Source organism: Synechococcus sp. RC10A2 (assembly GCF_047502605.1).
The window spans coordinates 1-15,591 of record NZ_JANSHP010000032.1; the positions used below are offsets into that span (position 1 = coordinate 1).

The following is a 15,591-nucleotide window of genomic DNA, read 5'->3' on the forward strand; positions in this document are numbered from 1 at the left end:
TCGCCCAGCCCTTCCCCTCGTCCCAGCCCTTCGCCCACCCCAACGCCTAGGCCCACCTAACCAGCGGAGACAGTTCCTTGGCTGTCTGGGGAGCCGAGGTTGTTTTTGAAATGCTTGCCGGGCAGCAGGTGTTCAAGGTCTGCAAGTTGAGGAGGCTGCTGGGCTCCGGCACGGGGGTAAGCTAGGGTTTGCAAGAGGCGCCGCCGACGTTTCTCCCTCCAGGGATCCCGGAAAAGTTCGGCCAGATTCGGGAATTGGGGTGTTTTCTTGCCAGCCCCTGTAGCAGGCTCAGCCGGCTAGCATAGAGGCTAAACCTGGCTCTGACTGGATCCTGTTTTTATCCTGCTTTAGCCAAGGGGTTGTTAGCAGCAAGAAAATCTGCGACCGACTGTCAAACAACTGTGCTGCCGGGATCAGCGCCCGGAAAGCGCCTTTCAGCTCGGCGCAGCCAACAGCCCCGAACGGCTGCCAAGTTTTTAGTTCGGAGGATAACGATGCGCATTGCTCAGATTGCCCCGTTGCACGAGAGCGTGCCCCCCAAGCTCTACGGCGGCACGGAGCGGGTGGTCTCTTGGCTAACCGAAGAGCTGGTGCGGCGCGGGCACGAGGTGACTCTATTTGCCAGCGGCGACTCCCAAACCCAAGCCCGCCTGATCCCCTTTCGGGAGCGGGCTCTGCGCTTGGATCCCACGGCCATCGACACGGTGGCGCCCCACATCCTGATGGTGGAGAAGGCCTTTCAGATGGCCGACGAGTTCGACATCATCCACGGCCACATCGACTACTATCCCTACGCCCTGGCCCGCCGCCATCCTCAAGTCTCTTTTTTGGCCACCCTACACGGGCGACTGGACATCCCGGAGCTGCAGCCTCTCTACACTGAGTTTCAGGACATTCCGGTGGTCTCCATCTCCAATGCCCAGCGGCGGCCCCTGCCCCAGGCGCGCTGGGTGGGGACGGTCTACCATGGTTTGCCCCTGGATCTCCACCGTTTCTATCCAGAAAAGGGGGATTACCTGGCCTTTCTGGGTCGGGTTTCGCCGGAAAAAGGGCTGGACACGGCCATTGCAATTGCCGCGCGGGCAGGGATGCCGCTGAAAGCTGCTATCAAGATCGACGCGGTGGATCGCCAGTACTACGAGTTGGAAATTAAGCCTTTGGCCAGCCGCCACCCCAATGTGGAGATCGTGGGGGAAATCACCGAACAGGAGAAAAGCGAGTTCTTGGGCAAGGCCTATGCGGTGCTGTTTCCCATCCGCTGGCCGGAGCCTTTTGGGCTGGTGATGATCGAAGCGATGGCCTGCGGCACGCCGGTGATCGCCACCCGCTTTGGCTCGGTGCCTGAGGTGATGGCGGACAGCCGCTCCGGCTTTATTGTCGATTCGGTGGAAGAGGCCGTAGAGGCAATCGAAAAGGTGGGATCCCTTGACCGAGCCGGGGTGCGGCAGGTGTTTGAGGAGCGGTTTAGCGTCGAGAGGATGGTGTCGGAATATGAGGCCCTCTACCGGCAACTGGTGAACGAGCGGCAGGAGATCTCGAAAAAGGTGGCTTAACAGATGCCAACCCTGCCCAGTGGAAGCTGGTGCTGTTTGGGAACCGCTTTTTCGCCTTATTTGGGCCAGATATTGGGAAGACCGAGATGGCCGAAGACATTATTCAGATTCAGGATCAGTACTACATCCGCGCCAGCGCTTCGCTGGTGGAGGCGCGTCCCCACGTCCTCAAGCAGGACAACTGCTTTGCCATCTTTGACCGGCTGGGCAACATGCGCCCCCTCGGCATCCGGGATCACGGCCTGTTTCGGGATGATACCCGCTTTTTGTCGCGGCTGGTCTTGGATTTGCAGGGGAAGCAGTTTTTGTTGCTTAGCTCGGAGGTGCGAGAAGACAAGGATATTCTGGCGGTGGATCTGACCAACCCCGAGTTCACCACCTCGAAGGGGCAGTTTATCGGTCAAGATACCCTGCATGTTCTGCGGACTACTTTTTTGTGGAACAACGTGGCCTACGAGCGGATTCGCATCCACAACTACGGCTCGGAGCCGTTTCGGGTGCCGCTGACCCTGCGCTTTGAGGCCGATTTTGCCGATATGTTTGAGATTCGCGGCATCCGGCGCTCGCAGCGGGGACAAGTGCTGCCACCCCAGGTGAGCTCAGAAGGGGTAACTTTGCGCTACCGCGGCCTGGACGGGGTGGAGCGGCAAACCCGGATCTTGTTTTCTCCTGCGCCGGAGGTGGTCTCGGAAAAGCTGGCGCAGTGGTGGGTGCCGCTGGCGCCCCAGGAGGAGCGGGATTTGGAGGTGCGGGTAGTCTGCAGCTATGGCGGCGAGGAGATCCCGCTCTTGAGCTACCAGGAGGCCCTGCAGGCGGAGCGGGAGCATCGGGCGGCGCTAAGAGCTCTGGCCCACCGCATCGACACTGGCAACGCCCAGTTTAACGAGTGGCTCAACGCCTCGCGGGACGACCTGGTGATGATGCTGGCCCGCACGCCCTATGGGCTCTATCCCCACGCTGGCGTACCTTGGTTTGCCACAGTCTTTGGCCGCGACGCGCTGATCACTGCCCTAGCCACCCTTTGGTGGTTTCCCGATTTGGCGCGGGGAGTGCTGCTGTACCTGGCGGCCCACCAGGCCCAGGAGGTGGATCCCAGCCGCGATGCCGAGCCGGGCAAGATCCTGCACGAGCAGCGCTACAGCGAGATGGCCAAGACCCGCGAGATCCCCTTTGGCAATTATTTCGGCAGCATCGACGCCACCCCTTTGTTTGTGGTGCTGGCGGGGCGCTATGTGCGCCGCAGCGGCGATCTCGAGCTGTTGCGGCAGTTGTGGCCGAATATCGAGGCAGCCCTGAGCTGGATGGACACCTACGGGGATCCCGACGGCGACGGCTTTTTGGAGTATGCCGGCAAGGCGCGGCGGGGCCTGCGCAACCAAGGCTGGAAAGATTCGGAAGACGCCATCTTCCATGCCGACGGATCCCTGGCGGAGCCGCCCATTGCCCTGTGCGAGGTGCAGGGCTACGCCTACGAGGCCAAGCGGTTGGCGGCGGAGATGGCGGAGCTGTTGGGGCGGCAGGCGCAGGCAGCCCAGCTGCGACAGCAAGCAGAAAAGCTGCAGCAGCGGTTTTGGGAGCAGTTTTGGTGCGAGGAGCTGGGGGGGTATGTCCTGGCTCTGGACGGGCGCAAGCAGCCCTGCCGCGTGCGCAGCTCCAACATGGGCCACTGCCTGTTTTCCGGGATCGCCCACCCGCAGCATGCCGAGCGCATTGCCCGCCAACTTGTGGAGCCGGCTTTTTTTAGCGGCTGGGGGATCCGCACGCTGGCGGAAGGGGAAGGGCGCTACAACCCCATGTCTTACCACAACGGCTCCATCTGGCCCCACGACAACGCCCTCATTGCAGCCGGGCTCTCCCGCTATGGCTACAAGGCGGAAGCGGCCCAGGTGTTGACGGCCTTGTTCGATGCCAGCCAGTTTCTGGAGCTGCGGCGGCTGCCGGAGCTGTTCTGTGGCTTTCGCCGGCGCCAGCGGGAGGGCCCCACCCTTTACCCCGTGGCCTGTCTGCCCCAGTCTTGGGCGGCAGCCAGCGTGTTCCTGCTGCTGCAGGCCTGCCTAGGCCTGGAGATCGACGGGCTGGCCCAGCGGGTGCACCTGACTCAGCCCACCCTGCCCCTATGGCTGCCTCATGTAACTCTTGAGAACATTCAGGTGGGGCGGGGATCCCTGGACATCGGCCTGTATCTCCAGGCAGGAGGGGTGGGGATCAACGTCCTTAGAAGCACGGGGGAGGTGGAGCTGACGGTGAGGTAGGCTACCGCTCCTGCAGCACGTCCTGGATGGAGAGCTGATCCAGGTTCCAGAGAGGGCCGAGGATGGGGCGGGGATCCACCCCTTGCAGGCGGTTGCGCAGGGCCGAGAGCACCAGGGGATTGAAGGTGCCGATCTGGGGCAGTTGTTCCTGGATGATCACTTGAAAGCGGTCGTAGAGGGCCTTGCGCTTTTCAAAGTCCAGCTCCCGCACCCCTGCGATAAAAATGCGGTCGATCTCCCGCTCCCAATCGCTCACCTCCACCCCTTCGGCGGGGTTGCCGGGCAGATCCCCCAGGTTAAACAGGTGCAGGCGGCCATCGCTGCGCCAGATGTTGGAGCCGTTGTTGGGCTCGGTGCCGCCGCCGCCAAAGCCCAGCAACAAGGTTTCCCAGTCGCGGCTGTCGGTGCGCTGCACCACCGTGTTGAAGGCGATGGGGGTGAAGTCCACGGTGATGCCGATCCGCGCCAGGTCGGCCTTGATCAAGGCGCCGGTGGCCTCCCGCTGGTTGTTGCCGGCGTTGGTGATCAGGCTGAAGCGGACGCGGTTGCCGTCGGGATCCCGCAGGTGGCCTTCGGCGTCGTAGGTATAGCCGGCAGCCAAGAGCAGTTGCCGCGCCTTCTCGGGATCGTAGTCGTAGGTGGGCAGGCCCTCTGCTGGGCTGAGGTAGAAGGGGCTGGCGGGGGAGAAGACCGAGTGCTGGATCTCGCCCAACCCCTGCAGGACGCTCTCGACGTAAAACTGGCGGTTTAGGGCGTGGGCCACCGCCCGGCGGAAGTTCAAATCGTTGAACCAGCGGCTTTTGACGGGATCCACAAAGGGCCGTCCGGTTTGGGGGTTGCGGGCCCGGCTGAGGTTGAAGGCAAAGAAATTGTTGTTGAGGGTGGGGCCGAGATTGTAAATCGTGAACTGATCCCGCTTTTCTTCCCGCTTCAGGAGCTGAAAGTCTCTGCCCCGCACCGAAAACACGTCGGTCTCGCCGGAGCGAAACTGCAACAGGGCCGTATCTTCCGAGTCCACGATGCGCAGGATGACCCGCTCGATGCGCGGGATCCCTTCCCCTTTCCAGTAGTAGGGGTTGGGGCGGTACACCAGCCGCTGGCCGGGGGTATATTCCTGCAAGACGTAGGGGCCGGCCCCCACCAATTCCTGCACCGGCGTGTCAACTCCCCAGGTCTGCAAAAAGAGGGGGTTGCCCTGGCCGTCCACCTGCTCCACGGTGGGCTCCAGAATGTGCTTGGGCAAGAGAGGGGATCCGGCCTGCAACAGGAAGGGGGCGAAGGGCTCCGGCAGGACAAACTCAACCCGCCGCTCGTCCAAGGCCCGCACCTGGGGCAGCGCCCCCGCCTCGCCGATGCGCAACACATCCCGCGCCGAGGTCGGGATCCGCTCGTCGAAGATGATGCGGTTGAAGGTAAAGTCCACATCTGCCGCCGTCAGGGGCTCCCCGTCCGACCAGCGCAGCCCCTCCCGCAAAGTAAAGACATAGCGCAAGCCGTCCTCAGACACTTCCCAGCCTTCCGCCAGCTCCGGCTTGGGCAGGAGGGTATCTTCATCGAGGGTGACCAGGCCCGCCTCTAGGTAGGCGATGGCGTCGCGGCTGGAGCTCTCGGTGGCCAGATAGGTGTTGAAGGTTTTGGGATCCGAGGTAACGGTGGCAATGAGATGGGGCGGGCGGGCGGGAGCAGCACAGGCGCCAAGCCAGAGGAGGAGGATCCCTAGGAATAGGGGAACAAAAAGGCTTCTCTTGAGCTGCTCTGTTGAGGTGGTGTTTTGGCCTGCCATTTCCTTGGCTGAGTATCCGAGCAAGTTTGAAAGGGCCCGCCAGCGCCCCTCACCCCCAGCCCCTCTCCCAATCGAGGCAGCAGGGGGTTGCACGGCAATTGGGGCAAACTTTTGAAGCGGTTGCTTGCCAGTTTGGCAGCTTGGGCAGCGCGATGACCAGGTGCTTCCCAGAAAGCGGCGGCTCAGCGTTCCAGCAACAGGACGACGGCAAAGGCGGCCATGGCTTCTCCCTGGCCGACGGGGCCCAGTTTTTCGTTGGTGGTGGCCTTCACGCCTACTTGTTTGGGCGATAGTTGCATGGCCTCGGCCAGGCGGGCCTGTATGGCGGGGATGTGGGGCTTGAGCTTAGGCTGCTCCGCTACCACGACGCTATCGACATTGGCAATGCGCCAGCCCTCTTGGCCTACCAGTTGCACCACCTGCTGCAAGAGGAGAATGCTGTCTGCCCCCTTCCAGCGCTCGTCTTCGGGGGGAAAGTAGTAGCCGATGTCCCGCAGGGCGGCGGCCCCCAGGAGAGCGTCCATGATGGCGTGGGTGAGCACGTCGGCGTCGCTGTGGCCCAACAGCCCTTTTTCGTAAGGGATCCGGATCCCACCTAGGATCAGGGGGCGCCCCTCGACGAGGCGGTGGATGTCATAGCCCTGGCCAATGCGCACTGTTCCGGCTCCCTTGGGAAAACCATCGAGACCTCTGCCACTTCCTCCCAAGAGCTTGGCTCACGGGGAGAGGACAAGCGGCTTTTGAGAACGACCTCTCTCTATTCTGCCGACTCGAGAGGGGAGTAGCAGATGGGACAAGAAGAGCCACTGTAGCAGTCGAAGCAGATGAGGTGGGATTTCCCGTAGGGATTGGTACAGCGCTTGGCCCACTGATAATCGCTGTAGCTGAGCTCTTTCCCGCAAACATCGCACCTGGGCATCTTTTTTCTCCGAGACTTCTCCCCCTTGCTTAAGGATACAGCGCTAGAGGGATCCGGGGATCCCTGCAGGCGGGGGGAAATCATCTGCCGGCAGAGGGTTGTCCAGAAGGGGATCCTGCCGCCCGCAGGGGATCCCGTCTTCCAGCGGTGCCCAGCCCGGCTGCCAGAGATCCCGGTTCTTGAGGGTGGCGGCGTTGACCCAGAGGCGCACCTGGGGATCGCAGACGGCCCTCAGCTCGGCAAACACCAGCCCCCCTTCTCCCTCTTGGCGGGCGGCGACCTGAAAATGTCGCCAACCCATCACCGGCTGAACGGAAGTCCACTTGGAGCCGAGGAGGTGGGGAAAACGCTGTTTTTGGCGGGGTTTGCTGCGAGCCACGGGACGGACGGGTGCTGGCAATTGTTTTGAGATCGGCCAAGCTTTTTTGACGGTTACAAGAACCCTGGGGAGCAGGCAAAACGAGCAGAAGCCGTCCGCTTTGGATTCTCCTGCGATCGGTATGATCGAAGGGATACCTTTAGCCTATCCAACCATGGGGCAACACTGGCAACGGCTTCAGTTCTTTTCTCGTCAGATATTTTTAAAGGGAGGCCTTCTGTTTCTGATCCTGGCTGGCCTGATCTTGGCAACAGGACTGCCCCTGGTCGCGTCCAGCGCTTGGGCGGCCACCCAGCCGGCACTATCCGGCAAACTGACGGGGCCGGAGTGGCGCCAGGCGGATCCTGAGGCCAAGCAGGCCTTTTGTCGCAAAGCCTTTCAGGCCTTTCGGGCCTCTCCTGCCCAGAGCTACATCATCAGCTCCAACGTGCAGGCTTTGACCCCAGAAGGTTTGTGTCAGCGGCTGGATCAGTTCTATCAGTACGCCATCCACGACGAGATCCCGCTCAACCAGGCAGCCAACATTGCCCCCCTGCTTTTTTCAGATCAGCCCCTGGAGCAGCCCTGATCCGATAGGGATCCGGAAAACCGCCGGCAAACGGATCCCGGCGCCTGAGGGAACCGCTTGAAACAGGCGCGCTCTTCTGGGCCCCGTTCCTGGGGCAGGCCTTGCTGCTAGGGTCGATAATAGAACTGTTCTCTTGCGGATCTCAAGTTTTCTATGGCCGGCTCCGTCATTTCTCCTGAAAACCTGCTGGATCTCTGCGAACAGGGTGTGCAAAAGGCTTTGGCTGCCGGAGCTGACCAAGCAGAGGTGTTCGCCAACTCAGGCCGCGAGACGGAAGTCACCTTTGAGAAAAATGACCTCAACCTGGCCCGCAGCAGCAGCGAGACCCTGTTCGGCATCCGGGTTTTCTGCGGCGGCAGGCTGGGCTTTGCCACCTCCAACCGCCCTGAGGATCTGGCGGAGACGGCTGCTGAGGCGGTGGCCATGGCCAAGGCTTCGCCGGCGGATCCCCTCAACGGCCTGCCAGATCCCCAGCCCCTGCCCCAGGTGCCTTTTGCCCTCGACCCGGGCCTGCTGGAACTGGATGCCGCCGAGCTGACGCAACTGGGATCCCAACTGGTGGAGTGGGTGCGCTCCCAAGACCCGCGCATCACCATCGACAGCGGCTCGTTCAGCGTAGAAGAGGATACCGTGGCCATTGCTTCTTCCACCGGCATCCGCGCCAACTACCACAGCGTCGAGGCGGGCGGATCCCTGTTCGGCATGGCCATCGATGGGGACGAGGTGGGCAGCTTTGCCTACGACGGCGACAGCGTCCAGAAGCGGGCGGATCTGGTGCCGGCGCTGGAGCGGGCTTTTGAACGCTTTGTCCAGAAATGTGTGGGGGCCTTGGGAGCTACCGAGGGAGAGAGCTTCCGCGGCCCCATCGTCCTGCCGCCGGATGTGGTGGAAGAGTTTCTGGGGGATCTCCTCTTTGTGCTGGGGGCGGACGCGGTGCGCAAAGGCAAAAGCCCGCTGGCGCAGAAGATGGGATCCCTGATCGCCAGCCCCCTGTTGACGTTGGTTTCCGAGGGGCTGGGCTTGCCTGGCTACCCCATCGAGCCCTTCGACCGCGAGGGGATCCCCCGCCAAATTACCCCCCTGATCCATGAAGGGATCCTCTGCAACTTCATGTACAACAGCTACGAAGGCCGGGCTGCCGGGATCCCGTCCAACGGCCATGCCACAGGGGGGGCGGGCAGCTTGCCGGGCGTGGGGCCGGCCTGTTTGAGCGTGGCCCCGGGGACAACCCCTTTGTCTGAGCTGTATGCGATGGAGCGGGGCATTATCGTCACCCGGCTTTCCGGCAGCAGCAACCCCATCACTGGCGATTTTTCCGGGGTGGTGAAGGGGGGCTTTTTGGTTAAAGGCGGCGAAAAACGCCCCATCCTGGAGACCACCATTGCCGGCAACCTCTACGATTGTTTGCGCAATATCTCCGCCATCTCACAAGAGGTAACCGTTTTCAACGGCACCACCGCTTTTCCCGCCCTGCGCATCGAAGATGTATCGGTAACGGCGGGCTAACGTAAAGTCGGTTGGGCATTCTGAAAGGGCAGGCTGGCAAGCCTGTGAGCAGGCAAAGGCAAGCTGAGGGATCATGATGTGGCCAACGGAAGGTCGGCAACGCGCCATCATCGAGGCGGTGACGCCGGAAATCGACGGCGGGCGCTACGCCATCAAGCGGACGGTGGGGGAGTATGTGGTGGTGGAGGCGGACATCTTCGCCGATGGCCACGACCAACTCTCGGCGGTGCTCAGTTTCCGCCAGGCCGGGGCAACCGACTGGGAGGAGATCTTCATGGAGCCCCTCGGCAACGACCGCTGGCGGGCCCAGTTCCAGGTCACGCAAATCGGCCAAGCTTTCTACCGGATTCTGGCCTGGGTGGATCCCTTCAAAACCTGGCAGCAGGATCTGCACAAGCGGGTGGCTGCCGAGCAGGATGTGGCGGTGGAGCTGTTGATCGGGGCGGAGCTCGTGGAGCGGGCCGCCCAGGCTCAAAGCGGGGATCTGGCGGCGAAGTTGCGCAACTACGCCCAAATGCTCCGCCAAGGCGGGGATCCAGCTATCGAGATCGCCCTTTCCCCGACGCTGGGATCCCTGATGCAGCTCTACGGCGAGCGCCGCTTCGTCACCGCCTACCCGGAGCGACGGGTCTGGGTGGATCCGGAGAAGGCCCGCTTCAGCACCTGGTACGAGCTGTTTCCCCGCTCCTGTGGCCCTGACGAGCACACCCACGGCACCTTCCAGGATGTGATCGCCCGCCTGCCGCAGATTGCCGAGATGGGCTTTGATGTGCTTTACCTGCCCCCCATCCACCCCATCGGGCGCACCTTCCGCAAGGGCAAAAACAACGCCATGACGGCGGAGCCGGATGACGTGGGCTCCCCCTGGGCCATCGGCGGGCCAGAAGGCGGGCACAAGGCCATCCATCCCCAACTGGGATCCCTGGAGGATTTTCATCGCTTGGTGGCGGAGGCCAAAAAATTCAACATCGACATCGCCCTCGATATCGCCTTCCAGTGTTCGCCAGATCACCCCTATGTGAAAGAGCACCCGGAATGGTTTAAAAAGCGGCCCGACGGCACCATTCAATATGCGGAAAACCCGCCCAAGAAGTACCAAGATATCTACCCTCTCGACTTTGAGACGGAAAACTGGCAGGCCCTCTGGGAGGAGTTAAAAAGCGTTATCGAATACTGGATCGACCAAGGGGTAACCATCTTTCGGGTGGATAATCCCCACACCAAAGCCTTTGGCTTCTGGGAGTGGTGCATCGGCGAGATCAAGGCCAAGCACCCGGAGACAATCTTTTTATCCGAAGCCTTTACGCGCCCCAAGCTGATGAAATCCTTGGCCAAGCTGGGCTTCACCCAATCCTATACCTACTTCACCTGGCGCAACGACAAATGGGGCCTGACCGAGTACTTCACCGAGCTCACCCAAACCCCGATGCGGGAGTACTACCGCCCCAACCTCTGGCCCAACACGCCGGATATTCTGAACGAGTTTTTGCAAAAGGGGGGACGCCCGGCTTTTATGCTGCGCCTCATCCTGGCGGCTACGCTGGGGGCCAGCTACGGCATCTACGGCCCCGCTTTTGAACTCTGTGAAAACCGCCCGCTCCGCCCCGGCAGCGAAGAGTATCTGGACTCAGAAAAATACCAAATCCGCCACTGGGATCTGGACGCGCCGGATAACTTGCGGCCTCTGATCGCGCAGGTGAACCAGATCCGGCGGCAAAACCCGGCTTTGCAAAGCGACTGGAGCCTGGTGTTTCACCCCACCGACAACGAGGCCCTGATCTGCTACTCCAAGCGCACCTTTGATGGCAGCAACCGGATTTTGGTGGCGGTGAATCTGGATCCGTTTCACATTCAATCTGGCTGGGTCACCCTCAACCTGGGGGCTTTGGGTTTGGAACACTGGCAAACTTTCAAGGTGATCGACCTCTTGGACGGCCAGCAGTACTCCTGGCAGGGATCCACCAACTACATCAAGCTGGATCCCTGGACGATGCCGGCCCATATTTTTCTCGTCGAAAGCTGAAGCCCGATACCAGCAGTGCAGTGATCTCATCCACGAAAGCCGCGGAGTTGTCTCGATGGGCCAAGAGATTGCCTCCCTCAGCTTTGGCGCAGAGGACTTTGCCGAGTTCAAAGCTCGGCTGCAGCAGGAGACGGATCTGCTGGACCGCTGGCTGGCCGGCCTGCCGGGGCTGGATCCCATTTGCCGGCCTTTTGCCCAGGGATCCCCGGTGGGCGGGTTTGAGCTGGAAGCTTGGCTGGTCACCCCCCAGGGAGATCCGGCCCCGATCAACTCAGCCTACCTGGAGGCCGTCAACGACCCGCTGGTGGTGCCGGAACTGGCCCGCTTCAACATCGAGCTCAACAGCCGGCCCCAGGTTTTGGTTGCATCCGCTCTGCAGCAGCTCCGCCAAGAGCTGGAACAGAGGTGGGATCGCTGTTGCCGAGTGGCCGAGCAACTGCAGGCAGGGCTGATGACCATCGGCATTTTACCCACGCTGCAGCAGCAGCAGCTAACCTTGGAGATGATCTCCCCCCGCAAACGCTATCTGGCCCTCAACGAGCAGATCCTGAACCTGCACCGGCGCGAGCAACCCTCCAGGATCCCGCCCCTGGGGCTGACAATCGAAGGGCCTGCCACCCTGCTGCGGGTCACCCACCCAAACGTCATGCTGGAGGCAGCCACCACCTCTTTTCAAATCCATCTGCAGGTGGCCCCCCACCAAGCGGTCCGCTACTTCAACGCTTCCCTGCTCGTGTCGGCCCCCTTGGTAGCGCTGGCGGCCAATTCTCCCTATCTGTTCGGGCACGACCTATGGGCGGAAACCCGCATCCCTGTGTTTGAGCAGGCGTTGGATGGCCCACCCCCCCTTGCCCCCACCCACCAACCTCGCGTCACCTTTGGGCAAGGCTATGTGCAAGAGTCCCTGATGGAGTTGTTCTGGGAAAATCTACGCTGCTATCCGGTGGTGTTGCCGCAGAGGCTGGCCTCACCTCCTACTGAGCTAGCCCATCTGCGCTTGCACAACGGCACCATCTGGCGCTGGAACCGCCCTCTGGTGGGGGTGGATCCCTATCCCCATCTGCGCATTGAACAGCGGGTGGCTGCAGCAGGTCCCACTCTACCCGACATGATCGCCAATGCCGCCTTCTACTTTGGCCTGGTGCAAGCCCTGGGAGCCCGACCCCTTCCCCCGGAGCAGGAGCTGAGCTTTGCCCAGTGCCGCGCCAATTTCTACGCGGCCGCCCGCTTCGGCCTCGAGGCCCCCATCACCTGGCTCAACGGTTGGCAGGGATCCCTGCGCCAATTGCTGCTGCAAGAGCTGATCCCGCAAGCAGAGGCGGGCTTGGCGCAACTGGACTTGGCCCCCCAGGATATCCAGGAGTATCTGGGCATTCTCCGCGCCCGGGTAGAGTCGGGGCAGAATGGGGCCACCTGGCAGCGCCGCTACGTGGCTCGGCATGGTAAAGATATGCAACAATTGACCTGTGCCTACTGGGAACGGCAGCGGCAAGGCCGGCCGGTACACACCTGGGATCTCGGCTAGGGAAGCGCTCTCCCTGTATGGCAGGGGAGACAGATCACCGCCTGGGCATGCCTGTATCGGAAGGGATGCCTTCTCAAAGGGCAGGGCGACGACCCAAGCCCCAAGCACGGCAGCCAGTTGTTTATTTCCAGCTAGGGATGAGACAGTTCGCTACCCCAATCTCCATCTCCCCTCTCCCGCTGGGAGAGGGGCTGGGGGTGAGGGCTCTGAATTAGAGAGAGGGCTCGATTTCCCGGATCCCCTCTGCCCTTGAGCAGCCAAAAGGTTTGCGTTGAGGTGCTTGCCCAACCCTTATGCTCACCGTTCTCGACCACCTGCCGGATCAACTCCTGGATCTAGAGGCCCATCAGCTGGAGGATCGCTTGGGCGGGCCGACCCTTATCCATCTGGCGGGACGGCGGGATCCCCCCCTGTTTGTATCCGTCCTGCTGCACGGCAACGAGGTCACCGGCTGGCAGGCGGTGCAACAGCTTCTGCGCCGCTACACCCGGCGGGAACTGCCCCGTTCTCTGTCTCTCTTCATCGGCAATGTGCGGGCCGCCCGCTACGGGCAACGGCGCCTGGACGGCCAACCGGACTACAACCGCATCTGGGGCCCCGGCTCCACCCCCGAGCACGCCATGGCCCAGGCCGTCCTGCAGCAGATGCAGCAGCGGGGCGTGTTTGCCAGCGTCGATATTCACAACAACACCGGCACCAACCCCCACTACGCCTGTGTCAATTACTTGGATGCCTCTACCCTGCACCTGGCCACCTTGTTTGGGCGCACCGTCCTCTACTTCACCAAGCCGGAAGGGGTGCAGAGCATGGCCTTTGGGCGCTTCTGCCCGGCGGTAACCCTGGAATGTGGCAAGCCGGATCAGCCCCACGGCACCCAACATGCCTGCGAATTTCTGGAAGCCTGCCTGCACCTGTCGGCGCTGCCGCAACGCCCCGTCCTCAGCCAGGATATCGACCTGTTCCACAGCGTCGCCATCGTCAAGATCCCAGACGAGGTAAGCTTCGGCTTTGGGGAAGAGGCGGGCGACCCGCACCTGCGCTTTCCCCCCGATTTGGATCTCCTCAATTTTCGGGAGCTCCCTCCCCACACCCGCATCGGCTGGACGAACAACGGCTTCCACCTGGAGGTACAAGACGAGCAGGGCCAAGATGTGGCGGATCGCTTCTTCTATGCCCAAGATGGCGAAATTCGCACCCGCGTGCCCATCATGCCCGGCATGCTCACCCTCAACAGCCGCATCATCCGCCAAGATTGCCTCTGCTACTTGATGGAGCGCTACTCCCTGGCTGGCTAAACTTCCGCGCTACTCTCGGGCGCAGTCTACGTGGCGCCAGCGACGGACGTTCTCGCCTAGCTCGATTGGCCCATCCCCGCAAGAGGCAACAAGGCAAGCTCTTGTCCAGAAGCCGGGCTTGCTGCAGAATGGGCTAGGAACGGCGAAGCAGCCACTCTCCGGCTGTGTGAAGATCCTGAGTAAGCAGCAACTCTGAGAAATCATCCAGGGATCCTGTCCTGCTGGCGTGAGCGGAGGTTTTTGCCCCAGTCCGTCAGGGCTTAGCGGGAGAAGGTATACCTGGGTTTATTCTGGACATAGCCGTTCTTCCGGAGTTGTACCCCGCCCAAAGCGAAACCCAAACCCCAAAAAAGCTTCGCTCTTCGGGATCCCAGCAGTTGCTAACTCTGGAAGCTCTTGTTACTCCGTTGATGAGAGGGGGATGAAACTATGGATATGGATCTCCGTCCGCTGATCGTCCTGGCACCCATTGTTTTGGTGGTTGGCTGGGCCGCTTACAACATCATCAAGGCTGCCATCAAGGGGGAAGCCAAGCTCTTCGGCGAAAGGGGCAACAACCCCTTTGGCAAGAGCGGGAGTTGAAGGTGGGATCCGGTTGCAGCCGATAGGCCCTGTATGTCAGACGAAAATCTCCAGGGGGCAAGGCCAGGCCTGGGCAACGCAAAGTCGGCGGACGTCGTTGTCGTCGGGGCCGGGGTGGCTGGCCTAGCCTGCGCACGGCAACTGCGGCGGGCGGGGCTGGAGGTCTTGGTGCTGGAGAAATCGGTGGGTTTGGGTGGGCGCATGGCCACCCGGCGGGTTGAGCATGCCGGACAAACAGTGCCTGTAGATCACGGGGTTCAATACCTGACCGCCGATTCCGACAGCTTTTATCGCTGGCTGAAGGAGCTATTGGGCCTGGGGCTGCTGAGGGAATGGACGCGCTCGTTGCACCTGCTGGATCGAGAGGGGTTGCGCCCAGAGGACTCCAACGCCGAGAAACCCCGCTACATCTGCCCACAGGGCATGACGACGCTGGCCAAACAGCTAGCCACCTCCTTGTCCATCCACACCCAGACGCGTGTGGTCGGCCTCAGGCCGCTGGCAACCACCTGGCAATTACAGGCCGAAAACGGCCAGTGCTACGAGGCCGCGGCAGTGGTGATGGCAATCCCAGCTCCCCAGTTGTTGCCTTTGCTGCAAGAGGGGATCCCTCCTGCCGACAACCTGCTCTCTCTGCCGGGATCCGCCGCCTACCAGCCCTGCATTGCCGTTTTGGCCGGCTATTCGAAGAGCACGCCGCTGCCGCCTTGGAAGGGGATCAAGTGTTTGCAGGATCCGATGCTGGCCTGGCTGGCCCTGGACAGCAGCAAGCGCCTACAGCCCTTGCCGCCGCTGGTGGTCTTGCACGGGGGGGCGGAGTGGTCGTCGCGGTATCTGGATGCCGGCCCCGCCGAGTTGGAAAAAGCTGGTCGAGAACTGCTGGATCACGCCGCCAAACGGCTGGATCCCTGGCTGGCCTCGCCGCAATGGATGCAGGTGCATCGCTGGCGCTACGCTTTTCCTGTGGAAACGATAGGTTTGGCCAGCCTGGGCACCCACGTCCCTGCCGGTGCCGGCAAGGGGTTGCCGTTGGTCTGTGCCGGCGATTGGTGTGCCGGGGAGCGAGTAGAAGGCGCCTGGCTCTCCGGCCAGGATGCTGCTAAAACCTTGCTGGAAATGCTGGGGATCCCTGCGCACGCCCGCTAACGGCGCCATCAGAACCTCCGGGGTACTCCCGCCACAGCGCAGCTTGGCGGGATGGGGGAT

At 62.0% G+C, this 15,591-nt stretch carries 12 protein-coding genes; 9 read left to right on the forward strand and 3 right to left on the reverse strand.

The window, feature by feature from the left end:
* The first annotated feature begins 494 nt into the window (after positions 1-494).
* Together NW848_RS03505 and NW848_RS03510 are read left to right on the forward strand one after the other, a co-directional pair.
* A complete protein-coding gene (locus NW848_RS03505) occupies positions 495-1,553 on the forward strand; it encodes a glycosyltransferase family 4 protein (protein WP_414401840.1) in 1,059 nt (352 codons plus the stop codon).
* A gap of 86 nt (positions 1,554-1,639) precedes the next feature.
* A complete protein-coding gene (locus tag NW848_RS03510; RefSeq protein WP_099813277.1) occupies positions 1,640-3,805 on the forward strand; it encodes an amylo-alpha-1,6-glucosidase in 2,166 nt (721 codons plus the stop codon).
* 1 nt (position 3,806) lies between these two features.
* Here NW848_RS03510 and NW848_RS03515 read toward each other — a convergent pair whose 3' ends face one another.
* The 3 genes from NW848_RS03515 to NW848_RS03525 form a co-directional block, all read right to left on the reverse strand.
* Positions 3,807-5,588 (reverse strand): ABC transporter substrate-binding protein, encoded by a 1,782-nt coding sequence (locus tag NW848_RS03515; protein WP_099813278.1) that lies wholly within the window; start codon positions 5,586-5,588, stop codon positions 3,807-3,809.
* A gap of 182 nt (positions 5,589-5,770) precedes the next feature.
* Positions 5,771-6,244, reverse strand: a complete 474-nt coding sequence (gene ispF, locus NW848_RS03520) for a 2-C-methyl-D-erythritol 2,4-cyclodiphosphate synthase (RefSeq protein WP_011429179.1) — start codon at positions 6,242-6,244, stop codon at positions 5,771-5,773.
* A 306-nt stretch (positions 6,245-6,550) separates the two neighbouring features.
* Positions 6,551-6,886, reverse strand: coding sequence for a TIGR02450 family Trp-rich protein (locus tag NW848_RS03525; protein WP_099884321.1), 336 nt, complete (start codon positions 6,884-6,886; stop codon positions 6,551-6,553).
* A gap of 244 nt (positions 6,887-7,130) precedes the next feature.
* Between NW848_RS03525 and NW848_RS03530 the strand changes: the two genes are divergently transcribed.
* The 7 genes from NW848_RS03530 (at position 7,131) to NW848_RS03560 (ending at position 15,531) form a co-directional block, all read left to right on the forward strand.
* Complete coding sequence (locus NW848_RS03530) at positions 7,131-7,454, forward strand: hypothetical protein (protein ID WP_143596990.1); 324 nt, start codon at positions 7,131-7,133, stop codon at positions 7,452-7,454.
* Between the two features lie 153 nt (positions 7,455-7,607).
* Entirely contained in the window at positions 7,608-8,960 is a 1,353-nt protein-coding gene (locus NW848_RS03535; RefSeq protein WP_099812554.1) for a TldD/PmbA family protein, read from the forward strand.
* Between the two features lie 73 nt (positions 8,961-9,033).
* On the forward strand, positions 9,034-10,983 hold the full coding sequence (locus NW848_RS03540; RefSeq protein WP_206336957.1) for an alpha-1,4-glucan--maltose-1-phosphate maltosyltransferase: 1,950 nt from the start codon (positions 9,034-9,036) through the stop codon (positions 10,981-10,983).
* A 55-nt stretch (positions 10,984-11,038) separates the two neighbouring features.
* Complete coding sequence (locus tag NW848_RS03545) at positions 11,039-12,508, forward strand: glutamate-cysteine ligase family protein (protein ID WP_414402586.1); 1,470 nt, start codon at positions 11,039-11,041, stop codon at positions 12,506-12,508.
* A 293-nt stretch (positions 12,509-12,801) separates the two neighbouring features.
* Positions 12,802-13,803, forward strand: a complete 1,002-nt coding sequence (locus NW848_RS03550) for a M14 family metallopeptidase (protein WP_414402585.1) — start codon at positions 12,802-12,804, stop codon at positions 13,801-13,803.
* Between the two features lie 429 nt (positions 13,804-14,232).
* Entirely contained in the window at positions 14,233-14,385 is a 153-nt protein-coding gene (locus tag NW848_RS03555; protein WP_011429171.1) for a photosystem II protein Y, read from the forward strand.
* Between the two features lie 33 nt (positions 14,386-14,418).
* On the forward strand, positions 14,419-15,531 hold the full coding sequence (locus tag NW848_RS03560) for an NAD(P)/FAD-dependent oxidoreductase (RefSeq protein WP_011429170.1): 1,113 nt from the start codon (positions 14,419-14,421) through the stop codon (positions 15,529-15,531).
* The last annotated feature ends 60 nt before the right edge of the window (positions 15,532-15,591 follow it).

Excerpts from the sequence above, each read along its gene's own strand:
- NW848_RS03505 (WP_414401840.1), top strand. The coding sequence starts at position 495 with ATGCGCATTGCTCAGATTGCCCCGTTGCACGAGAGCGTGCCCCCCAAG.
- NW848_RS03510 (WP_099813277.1), top strand. The coding sequence starts at position 1,640 with ATGGCCGAAGACATTATTCAGATTCAGGATCAGTACTACATCCGCGCC.
- NW848_RS03515 (WP_099813278.1), bottom strand. The coding sequence starts at position 5,588 with ATGGCAGGCCAAAACACCACCTCAACAGAGCAGCTCAAGAGAAGCCTT.
- NW848_RS03535 (WP_099812554.1), top strand. The coding sequence starts at position 7,608 with ATGGCCGGCTCCGTCATTTCTCCTGAAAACCTGCTGGATCTCTGCGAA.
- NW848_RS03540 (WP_206336957.1), top strand. The coding sequence starts at position 9,034 with ATGATGTGGCCAACGGAAGGTCGGCAACGCGCCATCATCGAGGCGGTG.
- NW848_RS03545 (WP_414402586.1), top strand. The coding sequence starts at position 11,039 with ATGGGCCAAGAGATTGCCTCCCTCAGCTTTGGCGCAGAGGACTTTGCC.
- NW848_RS03550 (WP_414402585.1), top strand. The coding sequence starts at position 12,802 with ATGCTCACCGTTCTCGACCACCTGCCGGATCAACTCCTGGATCTAGAG.
- NW848_RS03555 (WP_011429171.1), top strand. The coding sequence starts at position 14,233 with ATGGATATGGATCTCCGTCCGCTGATCGTCCTGGCACCCATTGTTTTG.
- NW848_RS03560 (WP_011429170.1), top strand. The coding sequence starts at position 14,419 with ATGTCAGACGAAAATCTCCAGGGGGCAAGGCCAGGCCTGGGCAACGCA.